Genomic DNA, 23,324 nt, shown 5'->3' with positions numbered 1-23,324 from the left:
CGTTGACGTCCACGCACTCACTTCGCCTGTGCAGCCCGCACACCCAGCACCGGCTGCCCGCCTCGTCCGTCATTGAAGCTCGAAGTCCACGGCCAGCGACCACGCTCGTCGGCCCACACGAGCTGGAACGCCTGCACGCCGTTGCCGAAGATTTCTACGGCCATGTTTAGGTGCGCATCGGGATGCTCCACCTCGACGACCTCGACAAGCGGGCCGGCCGGAATCGTGATCTTCCCGCCGGGCATCACCGGGTCAGCGGCGCCCCGAGCAACGCTGTTCAACAACCGAACCGCGCGCCGCGGCGAGATGCCGGTCACCAGCAGCTCAGGCAACCCGTCGCGGGTCAGGCCGACCGTATACGCGAACGGCATTCGATCGCTCTCGACATACTGCACGGCCCAGCCACATCTGAGTATCTTCGCGCGTAACTCGTTGAGGTAGTCGTCCCTTCCCGTCGTGCTTACCGACACAATGCACAGCAGGTCTGACAAGCAGTCGTCCCGCTAAGGTCAAAGACCATGCCCGACGGCCAGGTCACGGTGGTGCTGCCCTGCCTGAACGAATCCGAGTCGCTGCCGGCCGTGCTGGCCGCCATCCCGCCCGGCTACCAGGCGCTGGTGGTCGACAACAACAGCACCGACGAGACCGCCGAGGTGGCCCGCCGCCACGGCGCCGCCGTGGTCGCCGAGCCGCGGCCCGGCTACGGCTCGGCCGTGCACGCAGGCGTGCTGGCGGCGCAGACGCCGATCGTCGCGGTTATCGACGCCGACGGGTCACTGGATCCCGCCGACCTGCCCCGGCTGATCGCCGAACTCGACAACGGCGCCGATCTGGCCACCGGACGGCGACGACCGCTGCCGGGGGTGCGCTGGCCCTGGGTGGCGCGGCTGGGCTCGGTGCTGATGAGTTGGCGGCTGCGCACCCGGCACGGCTTGCCGGTGCACGACATCGCGCCGATGCGGGTCTTTCGGCGCGACGCGCTGCTGAGCCTGGGTATCGTCGACCGCCGGTCGGGCTATCCGCTGGAACTGTTGGTACGGGCGGCCGCCGCCGGCTGGCGCGTCGTCGAACACGACGTGGCATACGGGCCGCGGACCGGCGGCAAATCCAAGGTCAGCGGCTCGCTGCGGGGCAGCGCGATCGCGATCCTGGACTTCTGGAAAGCGATCACATGAGCGTGTTGCCGGTGACGCTGCTGGTCGTCGCCAGGGCCCCGGTACCCGGTCAGGCCAAGACCCGACTGGCCGCGACGGTCGGCGACCGGGTCGCCGCCGAGATCGCTGCGGCCGCGCTGCTGGACACCCTCGACGCGGTCGCGGCCGCGCCGGTCGCCGACCGCGTGGTGGCGCTCACCGGTGAGCTCGACGACGCCCTCGGCGCCGCCGAGATCGGCCGCCGACTCGCGTCGTTCACGGTGATCGCCCAGCGCGGCAACGACTTTGCCGACCGGCTGGCCCACGCGCACGCCGATGCGGCAGACGGACGCCCGGTCCTGCAGATCGGGATGGACACGCCGCAGGTCACCGCCGATCTGCTGACCGGCTGCGCGCGGCAGCTGGTCGATGCACCGGCCGTGCTCGGCTTCGCCCGCGACGGCGGCTGGTGGGTGCTCGGCGTGCGCAAACCGGCCAACGCCCAATGTCTGCGCACCGTCCCGATGTCGAAGCCCGACACCGGGACGCTTACATTGAAGGCATTGCAACGCAACGGTATTGAGGTGAAATTGGTCGACGAGCTGGCCGATTTCGACGTCGTCGACGACGTCGCCACGGTGCGGGAGGCCTGTCATCCGACCAGCCGGTTCGCCCATGTAACCCGGGCGGCCGGGCTCTGATCGCTACCAGCGGGTGAAGATCAGACTGTTCACCAGCAGTGCTCCAACAACGTTGAGCGCCAGCCATATCCGGTGTGATCTCGGCGGCAGCAGTGCTGGGGCAGCAGCAAGCCAAACCGTGAACGGCAGCCAGATCCGTTCGGTCTCGGCCTTGCTGAGCATGCTCAGGTCCGCACAGGCAATGGCAACGAGCATGGCCAACATGAGCAGATGAAAACCCGAGCGCCGCCGGATGGCATTCAGGTCGAACACCCGACCGAGCCCCGCAACACTGCCCAATCCGACCGCGCACACCGCGGCCGCCAGGTCAGCCCAAACCCAGTAACCAAAGGGGCGCTCACTGGCGATACCTTGCCAATAGCGTTGCTGCACCAGGGTATAGCCGTCAAACCACCAGAAGCCCGCTGCGGCGAACACCACTACCACCGCCACTGCCGCCAGCACGGTCGGGCTCAACGCCCGCAGGGCCGATCGCCAGTCGGCTGCGCAGATCAGCACGGCCAATGCCGGAAACGCCATCAATGTCAGGCCGTAGTTGAGGAAGATGGCCCAGCCGAGCAGCAGCCCGGCGCCGGCCGCCGCCAGGGCGGGGAATCGAACCGCGCCGTGCACCGCCAACGCCAGCAGTGCGATGCCCCAGGCCGCCACCCCGGCGAAGTACCCGTCGGCGGAGACCGCGACCCAGATCGCCGTCGGTGCCATCGCCACAAACGGCGCGGCCCGCCGCGCGGTCACCTCGTCGGTCATCGTCCGCACCGTGACCACGACCGCCGCGGCCGCGCTCGAGCCGACCAGCAGGCACAACAGCCCGGCCCAGGCGCCGCCGCCCAGGCCGATACGGTCCAGCCACACAAACGTCAGTAACGCCCCCGGCGGATGCCCCGACACATGGGTGATCCACGAATCCGGTTGGAAGCCAACGATCCGACTGGAGAACGTACCCAGCATCTTCGGGATATCGGTGATGCTTCCCACCTGCGGCAGATACTCGTCTTGGTCGGTCAGCCGGCCCGCGAAACCGCGTTGCCAGCCGTCGATCATCGCCAGCGAAAACGCCCACGCGCCGGCGGTGGCCCAGGTGACCCAGGTCAGCACCCGCCACGACAGCCGCTGCGCCACGGTCGGCCCCCAGATCACAGCGGCCAGCCCGATCAGAATCGCCGGGACGGTACCCCAACCGGCGTGCGCGTCGAGCCGCCCGAAAATCGGTGCGGACCCGGTGTGCCAGGCGAACCGATCCGGCGCGGTGTGGATGCGCTGCCGGATGCCCAAGTCCAGGCGTGGCAACACGAAGGCGGCCGCAACCAGGACGAGCCCGACTGCGGCCGCGATGGTCTCTTTGCGACCCACCCGCACGACTGCACAGCCTATTGGCCGAACCGGCGTGCCAGTGCCCCCCGGTCCACCTTTCCGATGCCGCGCATCGGCAAGGTGCCGACTATGTGCAGTTCGCGCGGCGCGGCCGTGGTGTCGAGGCTGGCCGCGACATGCGTCCGCAGCGCGTCGAGCGTTGGAGCGGCGCACCCGTCGGTTACCACCACGGCGGCGACCACCCGCTGGCCGAGCCGGTCGTCGGCGATCCCGAACACCGCGCAGGCCGCCACCGCGGGATGAGTTGCCAGCGCGGCCTCCACCGGCTGCGGCAGCACGGTCAACCCGCCGCTGCTGATCGCTTCATCGGCCCGGCCCAGCACTGTCAGTACACCCGAATCATCGACGGCGCCAACGTCTTCGGTGCGAAACCAGCCCGGCTCGGCGAACGGGTCGGGGTCCGGTGGGTTGCGATAGCCCTTGGCCAGCGTCGTGCCGCCGATCACGATGCGGCGCTCGGCGTCCACCCGCAGCCGCACCCCGGTGAGCGGGACACCGTCGTAGACACAGCCGCCCGCCGTCTCGCTCATCCCGTAGCTGCGGACCACCGGAATGCCGACGGCCGCGGCGGCATCCAGGATCGGTCGCGGCGCCGGCCCGCCGCCGATCAAGACGGCGTCCAGCGCGGCCAGCGCCGCGGTGGCTGCCGGGTCGGTCAACGCCTTGGCCAACTGGGCGGCGACCAGCGACGTGTAGCGCCGACTGGAACCGAGTTCGCGTACCGCAGAAGGTAATTCATTGATGTCGAAACCTGTCGAGACGTCCAGCTCGACCGGTACGGTGCCAGCCAGCAGGCTGCGTACCAGCACCTGCACACCGGCGATGTGATACGGCGGCAACGCCAGCAGCCAGCGGCCCGGTCCGCCCAGCCGGTCGTGGGTGGCCGATGCGCTGGCGGTCAGTGCAGCGGTGGTCAGCAGCGCACCCTTGGGCGCTCCGGTGGTTCCCGACGTCGTCACCACCAGCGCGACGTCGTCGTCGATGTCGTCACCAACGCGTAATCCGGGCAATGGCGCACCAACCGGCATCGGCAGCAGCGCCGAATCACGGCAGGACAGCACGCCTTCCAGGGCGGGTAGCAGCGTGCGCACCGCGGAGCCCGGCGGGACGACGAGTGCGCGCAGGACGGCTATTCGTACTCCTCGCGGGCGTCGTCCAACGGCCAGCCCTTGGCGGCCAGGCGTTCTCGCACTCGCTCGACGTCTGGCGGGGATGGCAGCTCGTCGGTGAATTGGGTGATCATCACACCGATGTCGATCTGGTCGAAGTCGCCGCGTTGCATCAGTTCGCGGGCCACCTCTTTGACCTCCTCGTCGGTCAGCCGGCGAGACAGCAGCGCGAGCAGTGGAAAGTAGTCGGTCGGCGGGATGCCATCCGGATATCCCGCGCGTAACCACGCCACGATCGAGTTGAGGAATCGGTTCATCGGCACCGGATCCGATGCTACGTGGATTTGGCGCCGAGGATGAACCAGCCGGTGTGATGCGCGATGAAGTCGCGCGCGATGAACAACACGCCGACGACGACCGCAACCAGCAGCAGCACGAAAAGCGCCCAACTGAGCGCGGTCAATGTGGGGCGCCTGCGCATGACCGCGTCACCGCTGATGCCGGCGCCGGCGGCGCCCAGTCGCACCCCGAGCGCGAACAACGCCGGCAGTGCGGCACCGATCAGCAACCCGAAGACGAGGATCTTCAGCGTCGCGGCGTAGTTGAACCAGGTGCTCATGAGGCGGTCGCGGTTGGTACGGCGGCCGGCTGGTCGGCGCGGAGTTCCGCTGCAACGGTGTCGGGCTCGTCGGCTGAATTCAGCCCGGCCGTCAGGTCGCCTTCCCACTCCTCGTTGACGTTGTGGTGGTCGACCCGCGCCTTGCGGGACTGCAGCCAGATCGCAAGGGCGGTCGCGGCCAGTAACGCGAAGCCGATGCCTGCACCGAGGTAGCCACCGATGACGTGCACGACCGTGTAGGTGAGGGCACCGACGATGCCCGCCGACGGCAGCGTCACTGCCCACGCGGTCACCATCCGACCGGCCACTCCCCAGCGCACCTCCGCCCCGGGTTTGCCCACACCGCTGCCCAGGACCGATCCGGTGACCACTTGTGTGGTCGACAACGCGTAGCCGAAGTGGGCGGACAGCAAGATGATTGCGGCCGACGACGACTCGGCGGACATGCCTTGCGGCGGTTTGATCTCGACCAGCCCCTTGCCCAGGGTGCGGATGATCCGCCAGCCGCCGGAGTAGGTGCCCGCGGCCATCGCCATCGCGCAGCACACGATCACCCACAGCGGCGGCAGGGTGGCGGTTTTACTGACCGCGCCGTAGGACATCAGCGCCAGGAAGATCACGCCCATCGTCTTCTGCGCGTCGTTGGTGCCGTGCGCCAACGAGACCAGCGACGCCGAGAATATTTGGCCGCGGCGGAAGGAGTGGTCGGTGCGTTTCTCCGGGACCCCGCGAGTAAAGCGGTAAACCAGCCGGGTACCAACCGCCCCGACCACGGTGGCCAATACCGCGGCCACCACCGCCGGGATCGCCACCCGCGACACCACGCCGGTCCAGATCACCCCGTGTCCACCGACCGCGGCGATCATGGCGCCGACGATGCCGCCGATCAGCGCGTGCGAGGAGCTCGACGGAATGCCCAGCAGCCAGGTCAGCAGGTTCCAAACGATGCCGCCGACCAGGCCGGCGAACACCAATTCCAACGTGACCAGGTGGGCGTTCACCAGATCCCTGGCAATCGTCGCGGCGACGGCAGTGGACAGGAAAGCACCGAACAGGTTCAGTACCGCCGACAGTGCCACCGCGACCTTCGGGCTGAGCGCGCCGCTGGCGATGGAGGTCGCCATGGCGTTGCCGGTGTCGTGAAACCCGTTGGTGAAGTCGAACCCGAGTGCCGTGACCACAACGATGATCAGAAGGAACAACTCGAGGCTCACGGGGCAATTCTCATTGTCGGTGACCCTGATTGTCGACGGATTGGCGATACGAAACGCGGGTGAATTTCGACTCGTCGCCAGATGTTACCTTTCGGTTAACCTTCGTTTCCGCGGCGTTCACCCCGGGTGTCGCGGCGCAGCGGATGGTCGCCGGGTATCTCGACGAAAATCAGCGTCACGCCGTCGGGATCGGTGACGTGCATTTCGTGTAACCCCCACCGTTCGCGACGCGCCTCGCGGGCGATCGGCACGCCTCTGCTCTCCAGTTCGGCCTGGGTGGCGCGGACATCGCGGACCTGCAGCCACAGGGCGCCCGGGAACGGCCCCGCCGGGTGGTCGGGCGCACCGTGGCCGGCCAGCTCGATCAGCGACTGCCCCGCGTAAAATACTGTGCCCGCACCGTATTCGCGGGCGATCGCCAGCCCGATCTGGTCACGGTAAAAGCTCAGTGTCCGCTGGTAGTCGGCCGGCCGGAACAGCATCCGGCTGGCCAGGATGTCCATGCCCCCGTGTCTATCACGTGGCGTCGCCCGGGGGCCGGGTGTTACGCCGTTTCACCAGCGTGGTGACCCCCAGCGGACTGGCTATGTCGAGTGCTTTGATCGCCAGCGCCACCCGCGGCGCAATCCGGACGGGTCGGCTACGTGCTGCGGTGATCATCCAATCCGCTGCCTCCTCCGGGGTCAGCCCCGGCCGGTCGGCGAAGGCTTTGGTCGGCGCGACCATCGGGGTGTGCACCAGCGGGTAGTACAGCGTGGTCGAATGCACGCCACGCCGCGACCACTCCGTCTCGATCACCCGGCTCACCGACGCCAGGGCCGACTTCGACGCGTTGTACACCGAGAACAGCGGTGACGCCTCGCTGAACACCCCCCAGGTCGCGACGTTGATGATGTGGCCGTCGCCGCGCTCGAGCATCCCGGGCGCGATGCCGCGGATCAGCCGCAGCGGCGAGTAATAGTTGAGCACCATCGTGCGCTCGACGTCGTGCCAGCGTTCCAGCGACTCGGCCAGCGGCCGGCGGATGGATCGGCCGGCGTTGTTGATCAGGATGTCCACCCCGCCGAGGCGCTGCTCGACGTCGGCCACCAGCGCGTCGACGGCATCCATATCGGACAGGTCGCACGGGATCGCCAGCGCGGTGCCGCCGGCCGTCGTGATCCGCTCGACCACGGCGTCGAGCAGGTCTTTGCGGCGGGCGACCGCGACCACGGTGGCGCCGCGACGACCGAACTTCTCCGCGCCCGCCTCGCCGATCCCCGAGGATGCGCCGGTGAGAAGGACCCGCTTGCCGCGCAGGTCGACCGGTTTGGCAGCCGGCTGGTAGATGCGCAGTTGCGGCGCGAGGGGTGGCCGCATGGCTGTCCGGGCGATCTGCTCGGCGACTCGACGTATCGGATTCTTGCTCACGGTGGCGAGTCTATGAGCCCGCGCTCCCGCCCGAGCGCCACGCTGGCGTGACGCTCGCTTCCCGGCGCCACGCTGGCGTGACGCTCGGGGGCCCCGTCAGAAGTACCGCGGGAACCGGCTCCAATCCGGAGGCCGCTTCTCCAGGAACGCGTCGCGGCCCTCGACAGCTTCGTCGGTCATGTACGCCAGCCGGGTAGCCTCGCCGGCGAACAGTTGCTGGCCGACCAGCCCGTCGTCGAGCAGGTTGAACGCGTATTTCAGCATCCGTTGCGCCTGAGGCGATTTCGCGTTGATCTCGGCCGCCCACTGCACGCCCTGCGCTTCCAGCTCGGCGTGGTCGACGACGGCGTTGACTGCACCCATCGCATGCATCTGCTCGGCGGTGTAGTCACGGCCGAGGAAGAAGATCTCGCGGGCGAACTTCTGGCCGACCTGTCGGGCCAGGTAGGCGCTGCCGTAGCCGCCGTCGAAGCTGCCGACGTCGGCGTCGGTCTGCTTGAAGCGGGCGTGCTGGCGGCTGGCCAGGGTGAGGTCGCACACCACGTGCAGGCTGTGGCCGCCACCGGCCGCCCACCCGTTGACCAGGCAGATGACCACCTTGGGCATGAACCGGATCAGCCGCTGCACCTCGAGGATGTGCAGCCGCCCGGCGCGGGCGGCGTCGACGGTGTCGGCGGTCTCCCCGGCGGCGTACTGGTAGCCGCTGCGGCCGCGGATGCGTTGGTCGCCGCCGGAACAGAACGCCCAGCCGCCGTCTTTGGGTGACGGCCCGTTGCCGGTCAGCAGCACCACGCCGACGTCGGGCGACATCCGGGCGTGATCCAACGTCCGGTAGAGCTCGTCGACGGTGTGCGGACGGAATGCGTTACGCACCTCCGGCCGGTTGAACGCCACCCGCACCGTCGCGTCCGTGACGTGACGGTGGTAGGTGATGTCGGTGAGCCCGGTGAACCCGTCGACCGGCCGCCAGGCGTCGACGTGAAAAGGATTGTCGCTCATGGCTCTACATCGGTTCGAGGCGGAAGACGGCGCAGCGGCCCGCGAGTGCCTCGAATTCCTCGGGACGGTTGTCCTTGACCAAGCCGGTGCGCTTCAGGAAGCCGACGCCGACCGGCACCTGGATGGGCCACACCCGCAGCAGCGGCCGCGCCTCCTCGGCGGACAGCTCCGTCATCCGGACGCGCTCGTGCTTGCGGCCGCGCGTCAGCGTGACCTCGCACGCGACGCGGACGTTTTCCACCCAATCCGCGTCCGGGAACCCGACGGCATACCGATTACCGTCGACGGTCATCGGCGTGACCGGCGTTGGCCGGGGTCTCCCTGATTTGCGTCCGGGCACCGTCAACACCACCGGACTCTCACTACCGAATCGCAGGCCGAGCCGCAACATTGGCATGAAGACTTTGTTCATCGGCTTGAGCCACCACGGCGGCCTGATGCGCGAAGACACGGCGCAACCCTAGCCGACCGCTCGGCCGGCGCCTTCCCAGAACGGCGCACGCACCGCCTTCTTGTCCGGCTTGCCCAGCCCGGTCAACGGCAGCGAGTCGACGACCACCACCCGCTTGGGCGACTGCACCGAGCCCTTGCGGTCCTTGACCGCGGCCTGGATCTCGGCGGTCATCGCTGCGACCGCCTCGTCGTCGCGCGCAGCATCCGGGCGCAGCACCACCACCGCGGTGACGGCCTCGCCCCACTTGTCGTCCGGCGCCCCGACCACACACACCTGCGCGACGGCCGGATGCTCGGCGACGACGTCCTCGACCTCGCGGGGGAAGACGTTGAAGCCGCCGGTGACGATCATGTCCTTGACCCGGTCGACGATGTAGTAGAAGCCGTCGGAGTCCTCGCGGGCCATGTCGCCGGTGTGCAGCCATCCGTCTTTAAAAGTTCGCGATGTCTCTTCGGGTAGCTTCCAGTAGCCGCCCGCCAAAAGCGGTCCGCTCACGCAGATTTCGCCCGGTTCGCCCTGCGGCACCTGCTTACCGTTCTCGTCGAGCAGCGCGACTCGCGCGAACAGCGTCGGGCGCCCGCATGACGTCAGCCGCTTCTCGTCGTGGTCACCCTTGGCCAGGTAGGTAATGGCCATCGGCGCCTCGGACTGCCCGTAGTTCTGGGCGAAGATCTGCCCGAACCGACGGATCGCCTCGGCCAGCCGCACCGGGTTGATCGCCGACGCGCCGTAATAGACGGTTTCCAGCGACGACAAGTCCCGGGTGTGCGAATCCGGGTGATCCATCAGCGCGTACAGCATCGACGGCACCACGAACGTGGCCGTAATTCGCTTTTCCTCAATAGTTTTCAGCACTTCGGCGGGGTCGAATCCCGGCAGCACGTACATTTGGCCGCCCTTGACCAACGTCGGGAGAAAATATGCTGCCCCGGCATGCGACAGCGGAGTGATCATCAGGAACCGCAGCTGTTCGGGCCATTCCCATTCGGCGAGTTGGATCGTCGTCATGGTGGAGATGCACTGGGCGGTGCCGATCACGCCCTTGGGCTTGCCCGTCGTGCCGCCGGTGTAGGTCAGACCGATGATCTGGTCCGGCGGCAGATCGGCGGCTGCCAGCGGCTGCGGCTCGTACTTGGCCGCCTCGGCCGACAGATCAACCGCCACGTCTTGCAGTGCTTCGGGAACCGGCCCGATGGTCAGAATCTGCTTGAGCGAGTCCACCCGGTCAAGCAACCCCAGCGCCCGCTCGACGAACTTCGGGTTGGGGTCGATGATCAGCGAGCTGATCCCGGCGTCGGACAGCACGTAGGCGTGGTCGTCGAGCGAGCCCAGCGGATGCAGCGCGGTGCGCCGGTAGCCCTGGGTCTGGCCTGCGCCGATGATCATCAGCACCTCGGGCCGGTTCAGCGACAACAGGCCCACGGCGGCACCGGTGCCGGCGCCCAGCGCCTCGAAGGCCTGGATGTACTGGCTGATCTTGTCGGCCATCTGGCCGCCGGTCAGCGTGGTATCACCGAGGAACAGCACCGGCTTGTCCTTGTGCCGCTTGAGCGCGCCGACCAGCAGGTGGCCGTTGTGGGTCGGATTGCGCAACAGCTCGTCAGTCATGACGCTAAGACTAGAACGTGTTGCAGAACCAGCCGAGGTGGTCCCTCCGCGGTCGTTGACTGTGCGGCTTGTGGCCGAGATTCCGCGGATTTGTCGGCCAGAACCCACACAGTCAACGGGATGTCGCTACGTCCTGGCCGCCCGCCACTGGATTTCCTTCCGGACGTACTCGTTGTCCTGTGGCAAGTCCTCGACCTCGTGCACCCGGCGAACCTCCAGCGTGCTTCCCGGTCCCAGCGGGCAGCGGCTCGCCCACTGCTGGGCTTCGTCCCTGGAGGAAACCCCGAGGATCCAGAACCCGTTGAACAGGGCTCCGCCATAGGGTTCATCCGAGACCGCCGGCGGATCGGAGCTGAAGTCGACGACGAAGCCCTCCTCGGGTCCGGCCAGCCCTTCGCCGGCCAGCATGACGCCGGCCTCGATCAGCGACTCGTTGTATTTGCCCATCGCCGTCAAGACCTCGTCGAACGGGACGTCCTTGGCGGCCTCCTGCGCCTCCGGCGTCGACCGCATGATCATCATGTAGCGCATCGTTGACTCCTTTCGTCAGCAACATCGACTCCCCGCAGCGCCGTTTCTCATCGCAGCAGGCACCATGGCAGCGTGACCCCCCCGCTCGACGACGTTCTGGACCGCCTGCATGTCGTCGCGCTGCCGCTGCGGGTGCGCTTCCGCGGCATCACCACCCGCGAAGTCGCGCTGATCGACGGCCCGACCGGTTGGGGGGAGTTCGGCGCGTTCGTCGAATACGGGCCGGCGGAGGCCGCGGCGTGGCTGGCCTCGGCACTCGAGGCCGCCGACAGCGCGCCGCCGCCGCCGCGACGAGACCGCGTCGCGATCAACGCCACTGTTCCGGCCGTCGCTGCTGCGCAGGTGCCCGACGTGCTGGCCCGCTTCCCGGGTGCCCGCACCGCCAAGGTCAAGGTCGCCGAACCCGGGCAGACGCTGGCCGACGACGTCGCCCGCGTCGAGGCCGTCCGCGCCCTGATACCCACCGTGCGGGTCGACGCCAACGGCGGCTGGACCGTCGACGAGGCTGTCGCGGCGGCCCGAGCACTGACCGCCACCGGGCCGCTGGAGTACCTCGAACAACCCTGCCGCACTGTCGATGAGCTCGCCGAGTTACGTCGCCGCGTCGACGTCCCGGTCGCCGCCGACGAAAGTATCCGCAAGGCCGATGACCCGTTACGGGTGGTCCGGGCCAACGCCGCCGATGTCGCCGTGCTGAAAGTTGCTCCCCTGGGCGGTATTAACGCGCTGTTGGGCATAGCCGCGCAGATCGACATTCCGGTCGTGATCTCCAGCGCGCTGGATTCGGCAGTGGGGATCGGGATCGGGCTCATAGCAGCCGCCGCCCTGCCGCGACTCGACCACGCCTGCGGGCTGGGCACCGGTGGGCTGTTCGTCGACGACGTCGCCGAGCCGGCCGTGCCCGTCGACGGGTATCTGCCGGTCGGGCCGGTGACACCTGACCCGGCACGGCTGTCCGCGCTGGCCGCGCCGCCGGATCGGCGGCAGTGGTGGATCGAGCGGATCAAGGTCTGCTACCCGCTGCTAGCGTCGCGGCCATGACGACACGCAACGCATGGGCGACCGCGGCGGTGCGAGTCGCCTTTGGGGTGATCTGGGCGATCGACGCCTGGCTGAAGTGGCAACCGGGCTTCCGCACGACCTTCCTGCCGAACATGCTCGCCACCGCGGCCGCGCAGCCGCGTTGGCTCTCGCCGTGGTTCGACTTCTGGCTGCGGTTGGAACGCCCCGCACCCGGACTGTGGGTGTACCTGGGCGCGGCTGTCGAGACGGTAATCGCGATCACGCTGCTACTCGGACTCGGCCGCCGCGTGGTGTACGTCGGTGGCGCCGTTTACAGCCTGTTGATCTGGTCCACGGCCGAAGGTTTCGGCGGGCCGTACGGGCAGGGCGCTACCGACATCGGCACCTCCATCATCTACGTGATGGTGTTCCTGGCGTTGCTGGTGATCCTCGAGCACGGACTCGACCGCCGTTACGTGCTTGACGGCGCGATCACGCGTCGTATCCCCCGGTGGGCTCACGTCGCGGGCCCGGGCGGTGCTACCCACTGCTAGCGTCGCGGCCATGACGACCGAAAACACCGACCAGTTCATCGCCCGGATGGCCGGCGCCATTGACAGCGCTTGCCTGGCGGTGCTCGCCAGCATCGGCCATCAGACCGGCCTGTTCGACGTCCTCGCCGGCCTTCCGCCGGCAACCAGCGCCCAGATCGCCGACGCCGCCGGCCTCAACGAACGCTATGTGCGGGAATGGCTGGGCGGCGCGGCCGCCGGAGGGATCGTCGATTACGACCCGGCCGCAGAGACGTACGTCCTGCCTGGCCACCGCGCCGCCGCCCTGACCCGGTCCGCCGGGCCGAAAAACCTGGCGCGGATGGCCACGATGATCCCGATGATGGGTGAGGTCGAGCAGAAGATCATCGGCTGCTTCCGCAACGGCGGCGGGCTGCACTACAGCGAGTACCCCCGCTTCCACGCGATGATGGCCGAGGAGAGCGGCGCGGTGTTCGACGCGGCACTGATCGACGTGATCCTGCCGTTGGTCGACGGCCTGCCGGACCGGTTGCGTGCCGGTGCCGACGTGGCCGATTTCGCGTGCGGCAGTGGACATGCCATCAACGTGATGGCACAGGCGTTCGGAGCGAGCCGGTTCACCGGCGTGGACTTCTCCGACGAAGGTGTTGCCGCGGCCACGAACGAGGCGAAGCGGCTGGGCCTGCCCAACGCCGCCTTCGAGCGTCATGATCTGGGCGAGCTCGACCTCGCCGATGCCTACGACGTGATCACGGTGTTCGACGCGATCCACGACCAGGCCCAACCGGCGCGGGTGCTGGCCAACATCTATCGCGCGCTGCGACCCGGGGGGATCTTCCTGATGGCCGACATCAAGGCGTCGAGCCAACTGGAAGACAACGTCGGCGTCCCGTTCGCTCCGTTCCTCTACACCATCTCGACGATGCACTGCATGACCGTGTCGCTGGCACGCGACGGCGCCGGGCTCGGCACGGTGTGGGGACAGCAGTTGGCCACCGCGATGCTCGCCGACGCCGGTTTCGGCGACGTGCGGACGGCCGAGATCGAGGAGAACCCGCTCGACCTCTACTACATCGCCCGCAAGTAAATTTTGGGGTAGCCGACTACTCTAGGCTGTCCCGGACCCTGGCCATGATGCTCAAGAACCATGACCGGATTTCGCGTGGGCATTATGGACCCGATCATCGCCGCTCGCCCGGCGGCCGACACGTTCACCAGAGCGGGGGCTCAAGAAGCTCTGACCTGAGTGACCCGCCAGAGCCGTCGCGGCAGGTCACCCTCCTCGAACGGGTGCACCTCGACGAGCGTCCAGCCGTCGGCGAGCGCGTCGACCAGGCCACGGGTGAAGAAATGCACGGCGAAGCCGCCGGATTCATAGATGTCGTCGCCGTGCGGGGTGCCCGCACGGTAATGGGCGTCGCCGGTGTGCCGGGCGGTGTAGACGAACACTCCGCCGGGGCGCAGCACTCGTCGCACGTCGCCGACCACGGCGTGGATCTGTTCGGTGGATAGTGCCATGCACAGGAGCATGTGTGCGAACACCCCGTCCACCGAAGCGTCCGGTAGCGGCAGCGACTGGTGAACGTCGTGCACGGTTGTCGAGACGCGCTGGCCAACGCCCGACGCGGCGGCCGCTTCGCGCAGCTGCTGCAATCCGGTGGCGCTGAAATCCAGCGCCCGCACCGTGAATCCCTGCCGGGCGAAAGACAGCGCATCGCGGCCGTGCCCGGCGCCGAGCTCGAGGACGTCGCGCGCGCCGGTTGCTCGGAAGACCGCGATGGCGTGCAGGCCCGGGGCGGACGGGTGAGCGCCGTACATGCCGGGATGGGCGGCGTAGGTGGTGTTCCACTGCCGACGTTGCCCGCCTTGGCTACCTTGGCCAATGGCCGTCATGCCGCTGATTGTGCCCGGCGCACCGGGCGTGGGCGAGTGCCCGCTCACGGCGCAGGCGGGGCCTTGTACCGTCCATCAGGTGATCAACCTTGCTTACGACGACTCCGGCTTCGGCGAGCCCGTCGTTTTCATCGCCGGCCACGGCGCCGCCGGGCGCACCTGGCACCTGCATCAGGTCCCGGCCTTCCTGGCGGCCGGCTACCGCGTCGTCACCTTCGACAACCGCGGCGTGGGCGCGACGGAGAACGCCGACGGATTCACAACACAGACGATGGTCGCCGACACCGCGGCGCTGATCGAATCCCTGGGTGCCGCCCCGGCACGCATCGTCGCGGCATCGATGGGCGCGTTCATCGCCCAGGAACTCATGCTGGGCCGGCCTGATCTGGTCAGCAAAGCGGTGCTGATGTGCACCCGTGGACGGCTGGACCGTGCGCGCGAATTCTTCCACACCGCCGAAGCCGAGCTGCTCGCCTCCGAGACCAGGCTGCCGGTCTCCTACGACGCGAAAATCCGGCTGCTGGAAAGCTTTTCCCCCAAGACGCTGAACGACGACGCTGCTGTGCTCGACTGGATCGGCATGTTCACCATATGGCCGACCAAACCCACCGCCGGATCGTGCTGTCAGCTGAACATCTCGCCGCAGAACAACCGGCTGCCCGCCTACCGAAACATCACCGCGCCGGTGTTGGTGATCGGTTTCGCCGACGACCTGGTGACGCCGCCGCACCTGGGCCGTGAGGTCGCCGACGCCATCCCCAACGGCCGTTATCTGCAGATCCCCGACGCCGGGCATCTCGGGTTCATCGAGCGGCCGCAGGCCATCAACGCCGCGGCGCTGCAGTTCTTCGCCGGCATGGCGGTCTGAACCCACCGATTAGTCTTTAGCTGTGAATCCCTCGACGGCACAGGCCCGCGTCGTCGTCGACGAGCTGATCCGCGGCGGGGTCCGCGACGTGGTGCTGTGCCCGGGGTCGCGTAACGCCCCGCTGGCTTTCGCGCTGCAGGACGCCGACCGGGCCGGCCGACTGCGCTTACATGTGCGCATCGACGAGCGCACCGCCGGCTATCTGGCGATCGGCCTGGCGATCGCCGCCGGCGCGCCGGTCTGCGTTGCGATGACGTCGGGCACCGCGGTAGCCAACCTGGGCCCGGCGGTGGTGGAGGCCAACTACGCGCGGGTGCCGCTGATCGTGTTGTCGGCCAACCGGCCCTACGAACTGCTCGGCACCGGCGCCAACCAGACCATGGAGCAGCTGGGTTACTTCGGCACCCAGGTCCGTGCCACGATCAGCCTCGGGCTGGCCGAGGATGCCCCCGAGCGAATGGATGCCCTCAACGCGACCTGGCGGTCGGCCAGCTGCCGGGTCCTGGCGGCTGCCACCGGCGCCCGCACCGCCAACGCCGGGCCGGTGCACTTCGACATCCCGCTGCGCGAACCGCTGGTGCCCGACCCCGATACCGCCGGTGCCGCCACGCCACCCGGGCGCCCCGGCGGGCGGCCCTGGACACTCACCCCGCCGGTCAGCTTCGACCAGCCATTAGACATCGATCTGAGCGCCGACGCCGTCGTCATCGCCGGGCACGGCGCCGGCACGCAGCCCAACCTGGCGGCGCTGCCGACCGTCGCCGAGCCGACCGCACCCGCGGCGGCCAACCCGCTGCATCCGCTGGCGCTGCCGCTGCTGCGCCCGCAGCAGGTGATCATGCTGGGCCGCCCCACCCTGCACCGCCCGGTCTCGGCGCTGCTGGCCGACCCGTCAGTGCCGGTCTATGCGTTGACCACCGGGCCGCGCTGGCCCGACGTATCGGGCAACTCGCAGGCCACCGGCACCCGCGCGGCCACCACCGGCGAGCCCAGCCCGGCCTGGCTGCGCCGCTGCGCGGAGCTCAACCGGCACGCCCTCGACGCGGTGCGCGGCCAACTCGCGGCGCACCCGCTGACCACCGGCCTGCACGTGGCCGCCGCCGTCGCCGACGCGCTGCGGCCGGGTGACCAACTGGTGCTGGGCGCCTCCAACCCGGTGCGCGACGCGGCGCTGGTCGGGCTCAACCCGCACGGCATCTTGGTGCGCTCCAACCGCGGCGTCGCCGGCATCGACGGCACGGTGTCCACCGCGATCGGCGCCGCGCTGGCCCACGAACGGGCAGCCGGCGGCCGCACCGTCGCGCTGATCGGCGACCTGACGTTCGTGCACGACAGCTCCGGGCTGTTGATCGGCCCCACCGAGCCGGTGCCGCGACAACTGACCATCGTGGTGTCCAACGACAACGGAGGCGGCATCTTCGAACTGCTCGAACAGGGCGATCCGCGGTTTTCCGACGTGTCCTCCCGCATCTTCGGCACCCCGCACGACGTCGATGTCGGCGCGCTGTGCCGCGCCTACCACGTCGAGAGCCGCCAGATCGAGGTCGATCAGTTGAGTGCGGCGCTCGACGAACCGGGCAAAGGAATGCGGGTGCTGGAGGTCAAGGCCGACCGGTCCTCGCTGCGGCAACTGCACGCCGCAATCAAGGCCGCCTTGTGAAGCGACTGAAAGCCTTGGGGCACATCCTGATCCACGGCCGCGTCGATGTGGTGCCGGATACCCGGGCGCGACGCGTCCTGCGCTGGATGCGCATCGGCGTGCTGATCGCAGCCGCTCTGGTCACGTTGCAGTCGGTGCTGCTGGTGGCCGGCGCCTGGCGCAACGACCTGTCCATCGGACGCAACATGGGGGTCGCGCAGGCCGAGGTGCTCAGCGCCGGACCGCGGCGCTCCACGATCGAGTTCGTCACACCCGACCGGGTCACCTACCGCCCGGAACTCGGCGTGCTCTACCCGTCCGAATTGGCCCCCGGGATGCGAATTTACGTCGAATACGACAAGAAAAACCCCAACCTGGTACGGGTGCAGGACCGCAACGCCGGGCTGGCGATCATCCCGGCCGGGTCGATCGCGGTGATCGGCTGGTTGGCCGCCGCGGCCGCGCTGCTCGGGCTGGCCGCGGTGGAGCGGCGGCTGGACCGTCAGCCGACCAGTTTGTCGAGCCAATCCGGGTCCTGAAGGTCGACGACGTTTTTCGCGTTGAGGTGGTAAACCGTTGGGGTGGTTCGGCCTTGTGGGTTTTCTCCCTTGAGCAGGGCGGTGTTGACGTTGTCCATTGCGGCGGCGTCGACGCCGGGATCACCGGCCGCGATCCGCGTCGCCACCGGCTCGGGTACACCGCTTTGGCGGGCCATCTCCGCGATGTCGTTGTTGTCCGGGCCGTCTGGACTCTGATGACTATACAGATCCTGCACGAACGCCTGATAGGCCGCCGCCGGGGTCGCCGGGTCAGCGGCCAGCAACAGCGCATTGCTGATCTGGGCGGACGCGTCGTTGTGGTGTTTGTCGTCGAGGAACGTCAGCCACCGATATGTCACCGCCAATCGACCGCTGGCGAGATAGCCGGCGATCTGTTGGCCGTACGACGATTCGAACTGGGCGCAGTGCGGGCACTGCGGTTCGCAGAAGATCTCCAATTGCACGGGTGCACCGGCCGATCCGACCACTGCGCCGTAGCCGTCGTCGCTTCGTGGCACCTCGGCGTACGTCGTGGCCATGCCGATTGTGACGAAACACACCACCAACACCGCCAATGTGCCCAGCCACCACCGCATGTGTCACCTCTTCGCAGCAGATTTAAAAAACCGTATGCCCGTCGGCAACCTTATCGACAGACGGCGCTGACACCCTGAGGGTGTGCGCGTAGCCATCGTCGCGGAGTCCTTCCTCCCGCAGGTCAACGGCGTCAGCAACTCGGTGGTTCGTATCCTCGAGCATCTGCGGCGCACCGGCCACGAAGCGCTCGTCGTCGCCCCCGACACTGCGCCCGGAGAACCCCGCGCCGAGCGGATTCACGACGGCATCCGGGTGCACCGGGCGCCGTCGCGGATGTTCCCGAAGGTGACGTCGCTGCCGCTGGGCCTGCCGTTGCCCTGGATGCTGCGGGTGCTGCGCGGATTCGACCCCGACGTGGTGCATCTGGCCTCACCGGCGCTGCTCGGCTACGGCGGGGTGCGGGCGGCCCGCCGCCTGCGGGTGCCGACGGTGGCGGTGTTCCAAACCGACGCCGCGGCTTTCGCCGCCGCTTATGGCGTTCCGGCCGCGTCGCGTGCGGTGTGGGCGTGGACCCGTCATCTGCACCGGCTCGCCGACCGAACCCTGGCGCCGTCCATATCGACGATGGAAACGCTTGCTGCGCACCGTATTCCGCGGGTATACCAGTGGGTGCGCGGTGTCGACGTGACCGCGTTCGTGCCGTCGGCGCGCGACGCGGCACTGCGCCGACAGTGGTCCCCCGACGGCAAGCCGATAGTCGGCTTCGTCGGCCGGCTGGCGCCGGAGAAGCATGTCGACCGGCTGGCGGTGCTGGCGCGCAGCGGCGCGGTCCAGCTGGTCATCGTCGGCGACGGGGTCGACCGGCGCAAGCTGGAATCGGCATTGCCGACAGCAGTTTTCACTGGCGCGCTATACGGCGACCAACTCGTCGCGGCGTACGCCAGCATGGACGTCTTCGTGCATCCCGGCGAGCACGAGACGTTTTGTCAAACCGTGCAGGAAGCGCTGGCGTCGGGGCTGCCGGTGATCGCCCCCGACGCCGGCGGCCCGCGCGACCTGGTCACCCCGATGCACACCGGGCTGTTGCTGCCCGTCGACGAGTTCGAGGCCCGGCTGCCGGCCGCCGTCGCCCATCTGGTCGACGAGCGGGCGCGCTATTCGGCGGTGGCTCGGCGCAGCGTGCTGCACCGCTCCTGGCCGGCGGTCTGTGACGAGTTGCTGGGCCACTACGAGGCGGTCCGGGGGAGCCGACGGGCGGCAGCGGCCTGAGGCGGTAGCGTCGGCGGCGTGAACCGCGCGAGCCTGGACAAGGATCCGCGTGAGGTGGCGTCGATGTTCGACGGCGTCGCCCGCCGCTATGACCTGACGAACACCGTGCTGTCGCTGGGCCAGGACCACTACTGGCGGCGCGCCACCCGCGCGGCCCTGCGCATCGTGCCCGATGAGAAGGTGCTGGACCTGGCCGCCGGTACCGCGGTGTCGACGGTGGAATTGGCGCGCTCTGGGGCGTGGTGTGTGGCCGCGGACTTTTCGGTGGGGATGCTGGCGGCCGGCCATGCCAGAAACGTGCCCAAGGTCGCTGCAGACGCCACCCGATTACCGTTCGCCGACAATATCTTTGACGCGGTGACGATCAGCTTCGGGCTGCGTAATATCGCCGATCGTGCGACGGCGCTGGCTGAGATGGCGCGGGTCACCCGCCCGGGCGGCCGGCTGGTGGTGTGCGAATTCTCCACACCCACCAATGCACTGTTCGCCACCGCGTACAAGGAGTACTTGATGCAGGCGCTGCCGCGGGTGGCGCGAGCGGTGTCCAGCAACCCGGATGCCTATGTCTACCTGGCCGAGTCGATTCGGGCCTGGCCCGACCAGGCGACGCTGGCCCACCAGATTTCAGCCACCGGGTGGTCGGCGGTGCGCTGGCGCAACCTGACCGGCGGTATCGTCGCGCTGCACGCCGCGTACAAGCCTTCTCTTCGTTGAGTGTGTGGGTTGTGTACGTGATTTCTCGAATTCTTCGGTCACAACCCCCACACTCAACGCACCAAGAACGGTCAGCTGAACGGTTTACGACGATCGACCAGCCGTGACGCCAACCCGCCGCCGCGCCAGATCCGCGCCACCCGGTCGGCGTCGTCGTCGGTCACCAGGTTGCCCATCACCCGCACGGCGATGCCCATCAGCCGCGTCGAACGCATCGCCACCGGCCCGGTCGCCGGCAGGAACCGCGGAAACGTCAGCAGCAACGCCAGCCGGCGGGCCACCGAGAATGCGCGCCCGTAGTGGGATTGCAGCACCGACGGCCACGCGCACGAGAGGTCAGAACCCAGCTCGTCGACCGCCAGTCGTCCGGTTTCCAGGCCGTAGTCGATGCCCTCGCCGTTCAACGGGTTGACACAGGCCGCGGCATCGCCGATCAGCATCCAGTTCGGCCCGGCCACCCCCGACACTGCGCCGCCCATGGGCAGCAGCGCCGACGACACTGCCCGCGGCCGGCCGACGAACCCCCACTCGTCGCGGCGCAGGTCGGTGTAGTAGGACATCAGCGGCCGTAACGCCAGGTCGGCGGGCTGTTTGGCGGTCGACAGCGCGCCAACGCCGATGTTCACCTCACCGTTGCCCAGCGGGAAGATCCAGCCGTAGCCGGGCAGCACCGCGCCGTTGGGGGACCGTAGTTCCAGGTGCGACGTCAGCCACGGCTCGTCGCTGCGCGGCGTGGCCAGATATCCGCGGGCGGCGATCCCGTACACGGTCTCCTGATGCCAGCGCCGGCCCAGTTTGCGACCCAGCGGCGAGCGGGCACCGTCGGCGACGATCAGCTCCCGGCACGCCACCTCGGTTCCGTCTGCCAGCACCACCGCCGCCACCCGTCCCGCTGAATTAGGATGAACTCCAACAGCTTTGATACCAAGCAGCATCCGCGCACCGGCATCCTCGGCGACCTTGCGGATCTGGTCGTCGAGCTCGAGGCGGGCCACCGCGCTGCCGGTCGACGGGAACGACGGGCCCGGCCAGTCGACTTCCACCTCACCGCCGAATCCGCTCATCCGCAAACCCCGATGCCGGATCCGGGCGTCCAGCCAGTCGCCCAGGCCGAGCAGTTCCAGCTCGGCGACCGCCCGCGGGGTCAGCCCGTCGCCGCAGGCCTTGTCGCGGGGAAAGCTAGCCGCGTCGATGACCAGCACGTCGCGGCCCGCCCGGGCGGCCCACGCTGCCGCCGCCGACCCGGCCGGTCCGGCGCCCACGATCACCACGTCGGCCTTGCTACCCATGATCACCAGTATGTTGGTTGGGTGAGGACTCCGGCGACTGTGGTGGCGGGCGTGGATCTCGGCGACGCCGCGTTCGCCGCGGATGTGCGCGACGGCGTCGACCGCATCGAGCGGTTGATCGAGACCGAGTTGCGCGCGGCCGACGACCGGCTCACCGAGGCGGTGCTGCACCTGTTCGAGGCCGGCGGCAAGCGGTTCCGCCCGTTGTTCACCGTGCTGTCCGCGCAGCTCGGGCCCCGGCCGGACGCCGACGAGGTGACGATCGCCGGCGCGGTCATCGAGCTGGTGCACCTGGCGACGCTCTACCACGACGATGTGATGGACGAGGCGCAGGTCCGCCGCGGCGCACCCAGCGCCAACCTGCGATGGGGCAACAACGTCGCGATCCTGGCCGGCGACTACCTGTTCGCGACGGCATCGCGGCTGGTGTCGCGGCTGGGGCCGGACGCGGTGCGGGTCATCGCCGAGACGTTCGCGCAGCTGGTGACCGGGCAGATGCGCGAAACGCGCGGCGCCGCGGGCGGCGTGGACTCGATCGAGCACTATCTGAAGGTGATACACGAAAAGACGGCCTGCCTGATCGGCGCGGCGGGCCGGTTCGGCGCGATGTTGTCCGGCGCCGACGACGACCAGGTCGAGCGGCTTTCCCGGCTCGGCGGCATCGTCGGCACCGCGTTCCAGATCTCCGATGACATCATCGACATCGACAGTGACCCCGACGAATCCGGCAAGCTGCCCGGCACCGACCTGCGCGAAGGTGTGCACACGCTGCCGGTGCTCTATGCGCTGCGCGAAACCGGGGCGGACGCCAAGCGGCTGCGTGAGCTGCTGGCCGGTCCGGTCGACGACGCGGCGGTGGCTGAGGCGTTAGGCCTGCTACGGGCATCGCCCGGGATGGTAAAAGCCAAAGACACCGTGGCGCGGTATGCGGCGCAGGCCCGCGAGGAGCTGGCGCAGCTGCCCGACCTGCCCGGTCGACACGCGCTGGCAACGTTGGTGGATTACACCATCAACCGGCACGGCTAACCTCTATTGCGGGAACCCTTCGGCTCACCGCAAGCGTTGAATCAGCGAGACCCGGGTGTTCGTAGGAGGAAACTGATGACCTGGCATCCGCATCACAACACGGTCAAGACGTTTGCGCTGTTGGTCGGGATGTCGGCGCTGATCGTGCTCGTCGGCAGGCTGTTCGGTCCCACGATGATGTGGCTGGCGGTGCTGTTCGCCGTCGGCATGAACGTCTACACGTATTTCAACAGCGACAAGCTGGCGCTGCGGGCCATGCACGCCCAACCGGTTTCCGAGGTGCAGGAGCCGGCGATGTACCGGATCGTGCGCGAGCTGGCCACCGGCGCACACCAGCCGATGCCGCGCCTCTACATCAGCGACACCGCCGCGCCCAATGCATTCGCCACCGGGCGCAATCCGCGCAACGCCGCGGTGTGCTGCACGACCGGCATCGTGAATATTCTCGACGAGCGTGAGTTGCGCGCGGTGCTGGGCCACGAGCTCTCGCATGTCTACAACCGCGACATCCTGATTTCGTGTGTGGCCGGTGCGCTGGCATCGGTGATCACCGCGCTGGCGAACATGGCCATGTTCGCCGGGATGTTCGGCGGCAACAACCGTGATGGCGGTAATCCGTTTGCGCTGCTGTTTGTTTCGCTGCTGGGCCCGATTGCGGCGATGGTCATCAAGATGGCCGTGTCGCGGTCGCGGGAGTACCAGGCCGACGAGTCCGGTGCGATGTTGACCGGTGACCCGCTGGCGTTGGCGTCGGCCCTGCGCAAGATCACCAATGGTGTGCAAACGGCCCCACTGCCGCCGGAGCCGCAGCTGGCCAGCCAGGCGCACTTGATGATTGCCAACCCGTTCCGTGCGGGTGAGCGCGT

26 protein-coding genes and 1 pseudogene are annotated in these 23,324 nt (G+C 68.6%); 12 read left to right on the top strand and 15 right to left on the bottom strand.

Features of this window, described 5'->3' with window-relative positions; translation table 11 throughout:
• Nucleotides 1-17: 17 nt before the first annotated feature.
• Nucleotides 18-470 (bottom strand): DUF4262 domain-containing protein, encoded by a 453-nt coding sequence (locus ACRDTL_RS16475; RefSeq protein ID WP_431507786.1) that lies wholly within the window; start codon nt 468-470, stop codon nt 18-20.
• Between the two features lie 48 nt (nt 471-518).
• On the opposite strand from ACRDTL_RS16475, the gene ACRDTL_RS16470 reads away from it, so the two are divergent.
• Together ACRDTL_RS16470 and ACRDTL_RS16465 are read left to right on the top strand one after the other, a co-directional pair.
• Complete coding sequence (locus ACRDTL_RS16470) at nt 519-1,175, top strand: glycosyltransferase family 2 protein (RefSeq protein ID WP_431507773.1); 657 nt, start codon at nt 519-521, stop codon at nt 1,173-1,175.
• Nucleotides 1,172-1,834, top strand: coding sequence for a TIGR04282 family arsenosugar biosynthesis glycosyltransferase (locus tag ACRDTL_RS16465; protein ID WP_431507772.1), 663 nt, complete (start codon nt 1,172-1,174; stop codon nt 1,832-1,834). Before ACRDTL_RS16470 ends, ACRDTL_RS16465 begins: the two co-directional genes overlap by 4 nt.
• 3 nt (nt 1,835-1,837) lie before the next feature.
• Here ACRDTL_RS16465 and ACRDTL_RS16460 read toward each other — a convergent pair whose 3' ends face one another.
• From ACRDTL_RS16460 to ACRDTL_RS16410, 11 genes and pseudogenes are all read right to left on the bottom strand, one after another.
• Nucleotides 1,838-3,190, bottom strand: coding sequence for a hypothetical protein (locus tag ACRDTL_RS16460; RefSeq protein ID WP_431507771.1), 1,353 nt, complete (start codon nt 3,188-3,190; stop codon nt 1,838-1,840).
• 11 nt (nt 3,191-3,201) lie between these two features.
• Nucleotides 3,202-4,233 (bottom strand): o-succinylbenzoate--CoA ligase, encoded by a 1,032-nt coding sequence (gene menE / locus ACRDTL_RS16455; RefSeq protein WP_431507785.1) that lies wholly within the window; start codon nt 4,231-4,233, stop codon nt 3,202-3,204.
• 101 nt (nt 4,234-4,334) lie between these two features.
• Complete coding sequence (locus ACRDTL_RS16450; protein ID WP_431507784.1) at nt 4,335-4,631, bottom strand: DUF3349 domain-containing protein; 297 nt, start codon at nt 4,629-4,631, stop codon at nt 4,335-4,337.
• A gap of 17 nt (nt 4,632-4,648) precedes the next feature.
• Nucleotides 4,649-4,933 (bottom strand): hypothetical protein, encoded by a 285-nt coding sequence (locus ACRDTL_RS16445; protein WP_431507770.1) that lies wholly within the window; start codon nt 4,931-4,933, stop codon nt 4,649-4,651.
• Nucleotides 4,926-6,147 (bottom strand): annotated as a pseudogene (locus tag ACRDTL_RS16440) (inorganic phosphate transporter); the annotation flags it as partial. The gene ACRDTL_RS16445 and the pseudogene ACRDTL_RS16440, both read right to left, overlap by 8 nt.
• 95 nt (nt 6,148-6,242) lie before the next feature.
• Nucleotides 6,243-6,650: a VOC family protein gene (locus ACRDTL_RS16435; protein WP_431507769.1), complete on the bottom strand. Its 408-nt coding sequence runs from the start codon at nt 6,648-6,650 to the stop codon at nt 6,243-6,245.
• A gap of 13 nt (nt 6,651-6,663) precedes the next feature.
• Nucleotides 6,664-7,557, bottom strand: a complete 894-nt coding sequence (locus ACRDTL_RS16430; RefSeq protein ID WP_431507768.1) for an SDR family oxidoreductase — start codon at nt 7,555-7,557, stop codon at nt 6,664-6,666.
• Between the two features lie 96 nt (nt 7,558-7,653).
• Entirely contained in the window at nt 7,654-8,556 is a 903-nt protein-coding gene (locus tag ACRDTL_RS16425) for a 1,4-dihydroxy-2-naphthoyl-CoA synthase (RefSeq protein ID WP_431507767.1), read from the bottom strand.
• 4 nt (nt 8,557-8,560) lie between these two features.
• The gene (locus ACRDTL_RS16420; protein WP_431507783.1) at nt 8,561-8,968 is read right to left on the bottom strand and encodes a nitroreductase/quinone reductase family protein; all 408 of its coding nucleotides are present in this window, start codon (nt 8,966-8,968) and stop codon (nt 8,561-8,563) included.
• A 48-nt stretch (nt 8,969-9,016) separates the two neighbouring features.
• Nucleotides 9,017-10,618, bottom strand: a complete 1,602-nt coding sequence (gene fadD8, locus ACRDTL_RS16415) for a fatty-acid--CoA ligase FadD8 (RefSeq protein ID WP_431507766.1) — start codon at nt 10,616-10,618, stop codon at nt 9,017-9,019.
• Nucleotides 10,619-10,744: 126 nt separating this feature from the next.
• A complete protein-coding gene (locus ACRDTL_RS16410; protein ID WP_431507765.1) occupies nt 10,745-11,149 on the bottom strand; it encodes a YciI family protein in 405 nt (134 codons plus the stop codon).
• Between the two features lie 72 nt (nt 11,150-11,221).
• Between ACRDTL_RS16410 and ACRDTL_RS16405 the strand changes: the two genes are divergently transcribed.
• The 3 genes from ACRDTL_RS16405 to ACRDTL_RS16395 are packed head-to-tail and all read left to right on the top strand — an operon-like array spanning nt 11,222 to nt 13,771.
• Nucleotides 11,222-12,190 (top strand): o-succinylbenzoate synthase, encoded by a 969-nt coding sequence (locus ACRDTL_RS16405; RefSeq protein WP_431507764.1) that lies wholly within the window; start codon nt 11,222-11,224, stop codon nt 12,188-12,190.
• On the top strand, nt 12,187-12,705 hold the full coding sequence (locus ACRDTL_RS16400; RefSeq protein WP_431507763.1) for a hypothetical protein: 519 nt from the start codon (nt 12,187-12,189) through the stop codon (nt 12,703-12,705). Before ACRDTL_RS16405 ends, ACRDTL_RS16400 begins: the two co-directional genes overlap by 4 nt.
• Nucleotides 12,706-12,715: 10 nt before the next feature.
• The gene (locus tag ACRDTL_RS16395) at nt 12,716-13,771 is read left to right on the top strand and encodes a class I SAM-dependent methyltransferase (RefSeq protein ID WP_431507762.1); all 1,056 of its coding nucleotides are present in this window, start codon (nt 12,716-12,718) and stop codon (nt 13,769-13,771) included.
• A gap of 140 nt (nt 13,772-13,911) precedes the next feature.
• Here ACRDTL_RS16395 and ACRDTL_RS16390 read toward each other — a convergent pair whose 3' ends face one another.
• Nucleotides 13,912-14,577: a class I SAM-dependent methyltransferase gene (locus tag ACRDTL_RS16390; RefSeq protein ID WP_431507761.1), complete on the bottom strand. Its 666-nt coding sequence runs from the start codon at nt 14,575-14,577 to the stop codon at nt 13,912-13,914.
• A 79-nt stretch (nt 14,578-14,656) separates the two neighbouring features.
• Between ACRDTL_RS16390 and ACRDTL_RS16385 the strand changes: the two genes are divergently transcribed.
• From ACRDTL_RS16385 to ACRDTL_RS16375, 3 genes are read left to right on the top strand one after another with little or no spacing between them, the layout of a single operon-like run.
• Nucleotides 14,657-15,445, top strand: coding sequence for an alpha/beta fold hydrolase (locus ACRDTL_RS16385; protein ID WP_431507760.1), 789 nt, complete (start codon nt 14,657-14,659; stop codon nt 15,443-15,445).
• Nucleotides 15,446-15,467: 22 nt separating this feature from the next.
• On the top strand, nt 15,468-17,105 hold the full coding sequence (gene menD / locus ACRDTL_RS16380) for a 2-succinyl-5-enolpyruvyl-6-hydroxy-3-cyclohexene-1-carboxylic-acid synthase (protein ID WP_431507759.1): 1,638 nt from the start codon (nt 15,468-15,470) through the stop codon (nt 17,103-17,105).
• On the top strand, nt 17,102-17,623 hold the full coding sequence (locus tag ACRDTL_RS16375) for a DUF3592 domain-containing protein (RefSeq protein ID WP_431507758.1): 522 nt from the start codon (nt 17,102-17,104) through the stop codon (nt 17,621-17,623). The genes menD and ACRDTL_RS16375 overlap by 4 nt, the downstream gene beginning before the upstream one ends.
• Here the strand turns inward: ACRDTL_RS16375 and ACRDTL_RS16370 are convergent.
• Entirely contained in the window at nt 17,587-18,219 is a 633-nt protein-coding gene (locus ACRDTL_RS16370; RefSeq protein ID WP_431507757.1) for a DsbA family protein, read from the bottom strand. The two genes, ACRDTL_RS16375 and ACRDTL_RS16370, sit on opposite strands and share 37 nt — an antisense overlap.
• An 82-nt stretch (nt 18,220-18,301) precedes the next feature.
• Here ACRDTL_RS16370 and ACRDTL_RS16365 point away from each other — a divergent pair, with 82 nt between their 5' ends.
• The gene (locus ACRDTL_RS16365; RefSeq protein ID WP_431507756.1) at nt 18,302-19,429 is read left to right on the top strand and encodes a glycosyltransferase family 4 protein; all 1,128 of its coding nucleotides are present in this window, start codon (nt 18,302-18,304) and stop codon (nt 19,427-19,429) included.
• A gap of 18 nt (nt 19,430-19,447) precedes the next feature.
• Entirely contained in the window at nt 19,448-20,143 is a 696-nt protein-coding gene (locus ACRDTL_RS16360; protein WP_431507755.1) for a demethylmenaquinone methyltransferase, read from the top strand.
• Nucleotides 20,144-20,214: 71 nt separating this feature from the next.
• Here ACRDTL_RS16360 and menJ read toward each other — a convergent pair whose 3' ends face one another.
• Nucleotides 20,215-21,432 carry a menaquinone reductase gene (gene menJ / locus ACRDTL_RS16355; protein ID WP_431507754.1) on the bottom strand — a complete coding sequence of 406 codons (1,218 nt, stop codon included), beginning with the start codon at nt 21,430-21,432 and terminating at the stop codon, nt 20,215-20,217.
• Between the two features lie 21 nt (nt 21,433-21,453).
• On the opposite strand from menJ, the gene grcC1 reads away from it, so the two are divergent.
• Together grcC1 and htpX are read left to right on the top strand one after the other, a co-directional pair.
• Complete coding sequence (gene grcC1, locus ACRDTL_RS16350) at nt 21,454-22,458, top strand: nonaprenyl/(2E,6E)-farnesyl/geranylgeranyl diphosphat synthase (protein ID WP_431507753.1); 1,005 nt, start codon at nt 21,454-21,456, stop codon at nt 22,456-22,458.
• A 75-nt stretch (nt 22,459-22,533) separates the two neighbouring features.
• The coding region (gene htpX, locus ACRDTL_RS16345; RefSeq protein ID WP_431507752.1) for a zinc metalloprotease HtpX at nt 22,534-23,324 on the top strand (791 nt) is incomplete at its 3' end.

This window comes from Mycobacterium sp. (assembly GCF_050700595.1).
Taxonomy (GTDB): Bacteria; Actinomycetota; Actinomycetes; order Mycobacteriales; family Mycobacteriaceae; genus Mycobacterium.
The sequence above is the reverse complement of the archived record's forward strand: the minus strand, read 5'-3'. Positions and strand labels throughout refer to the sequence as shown.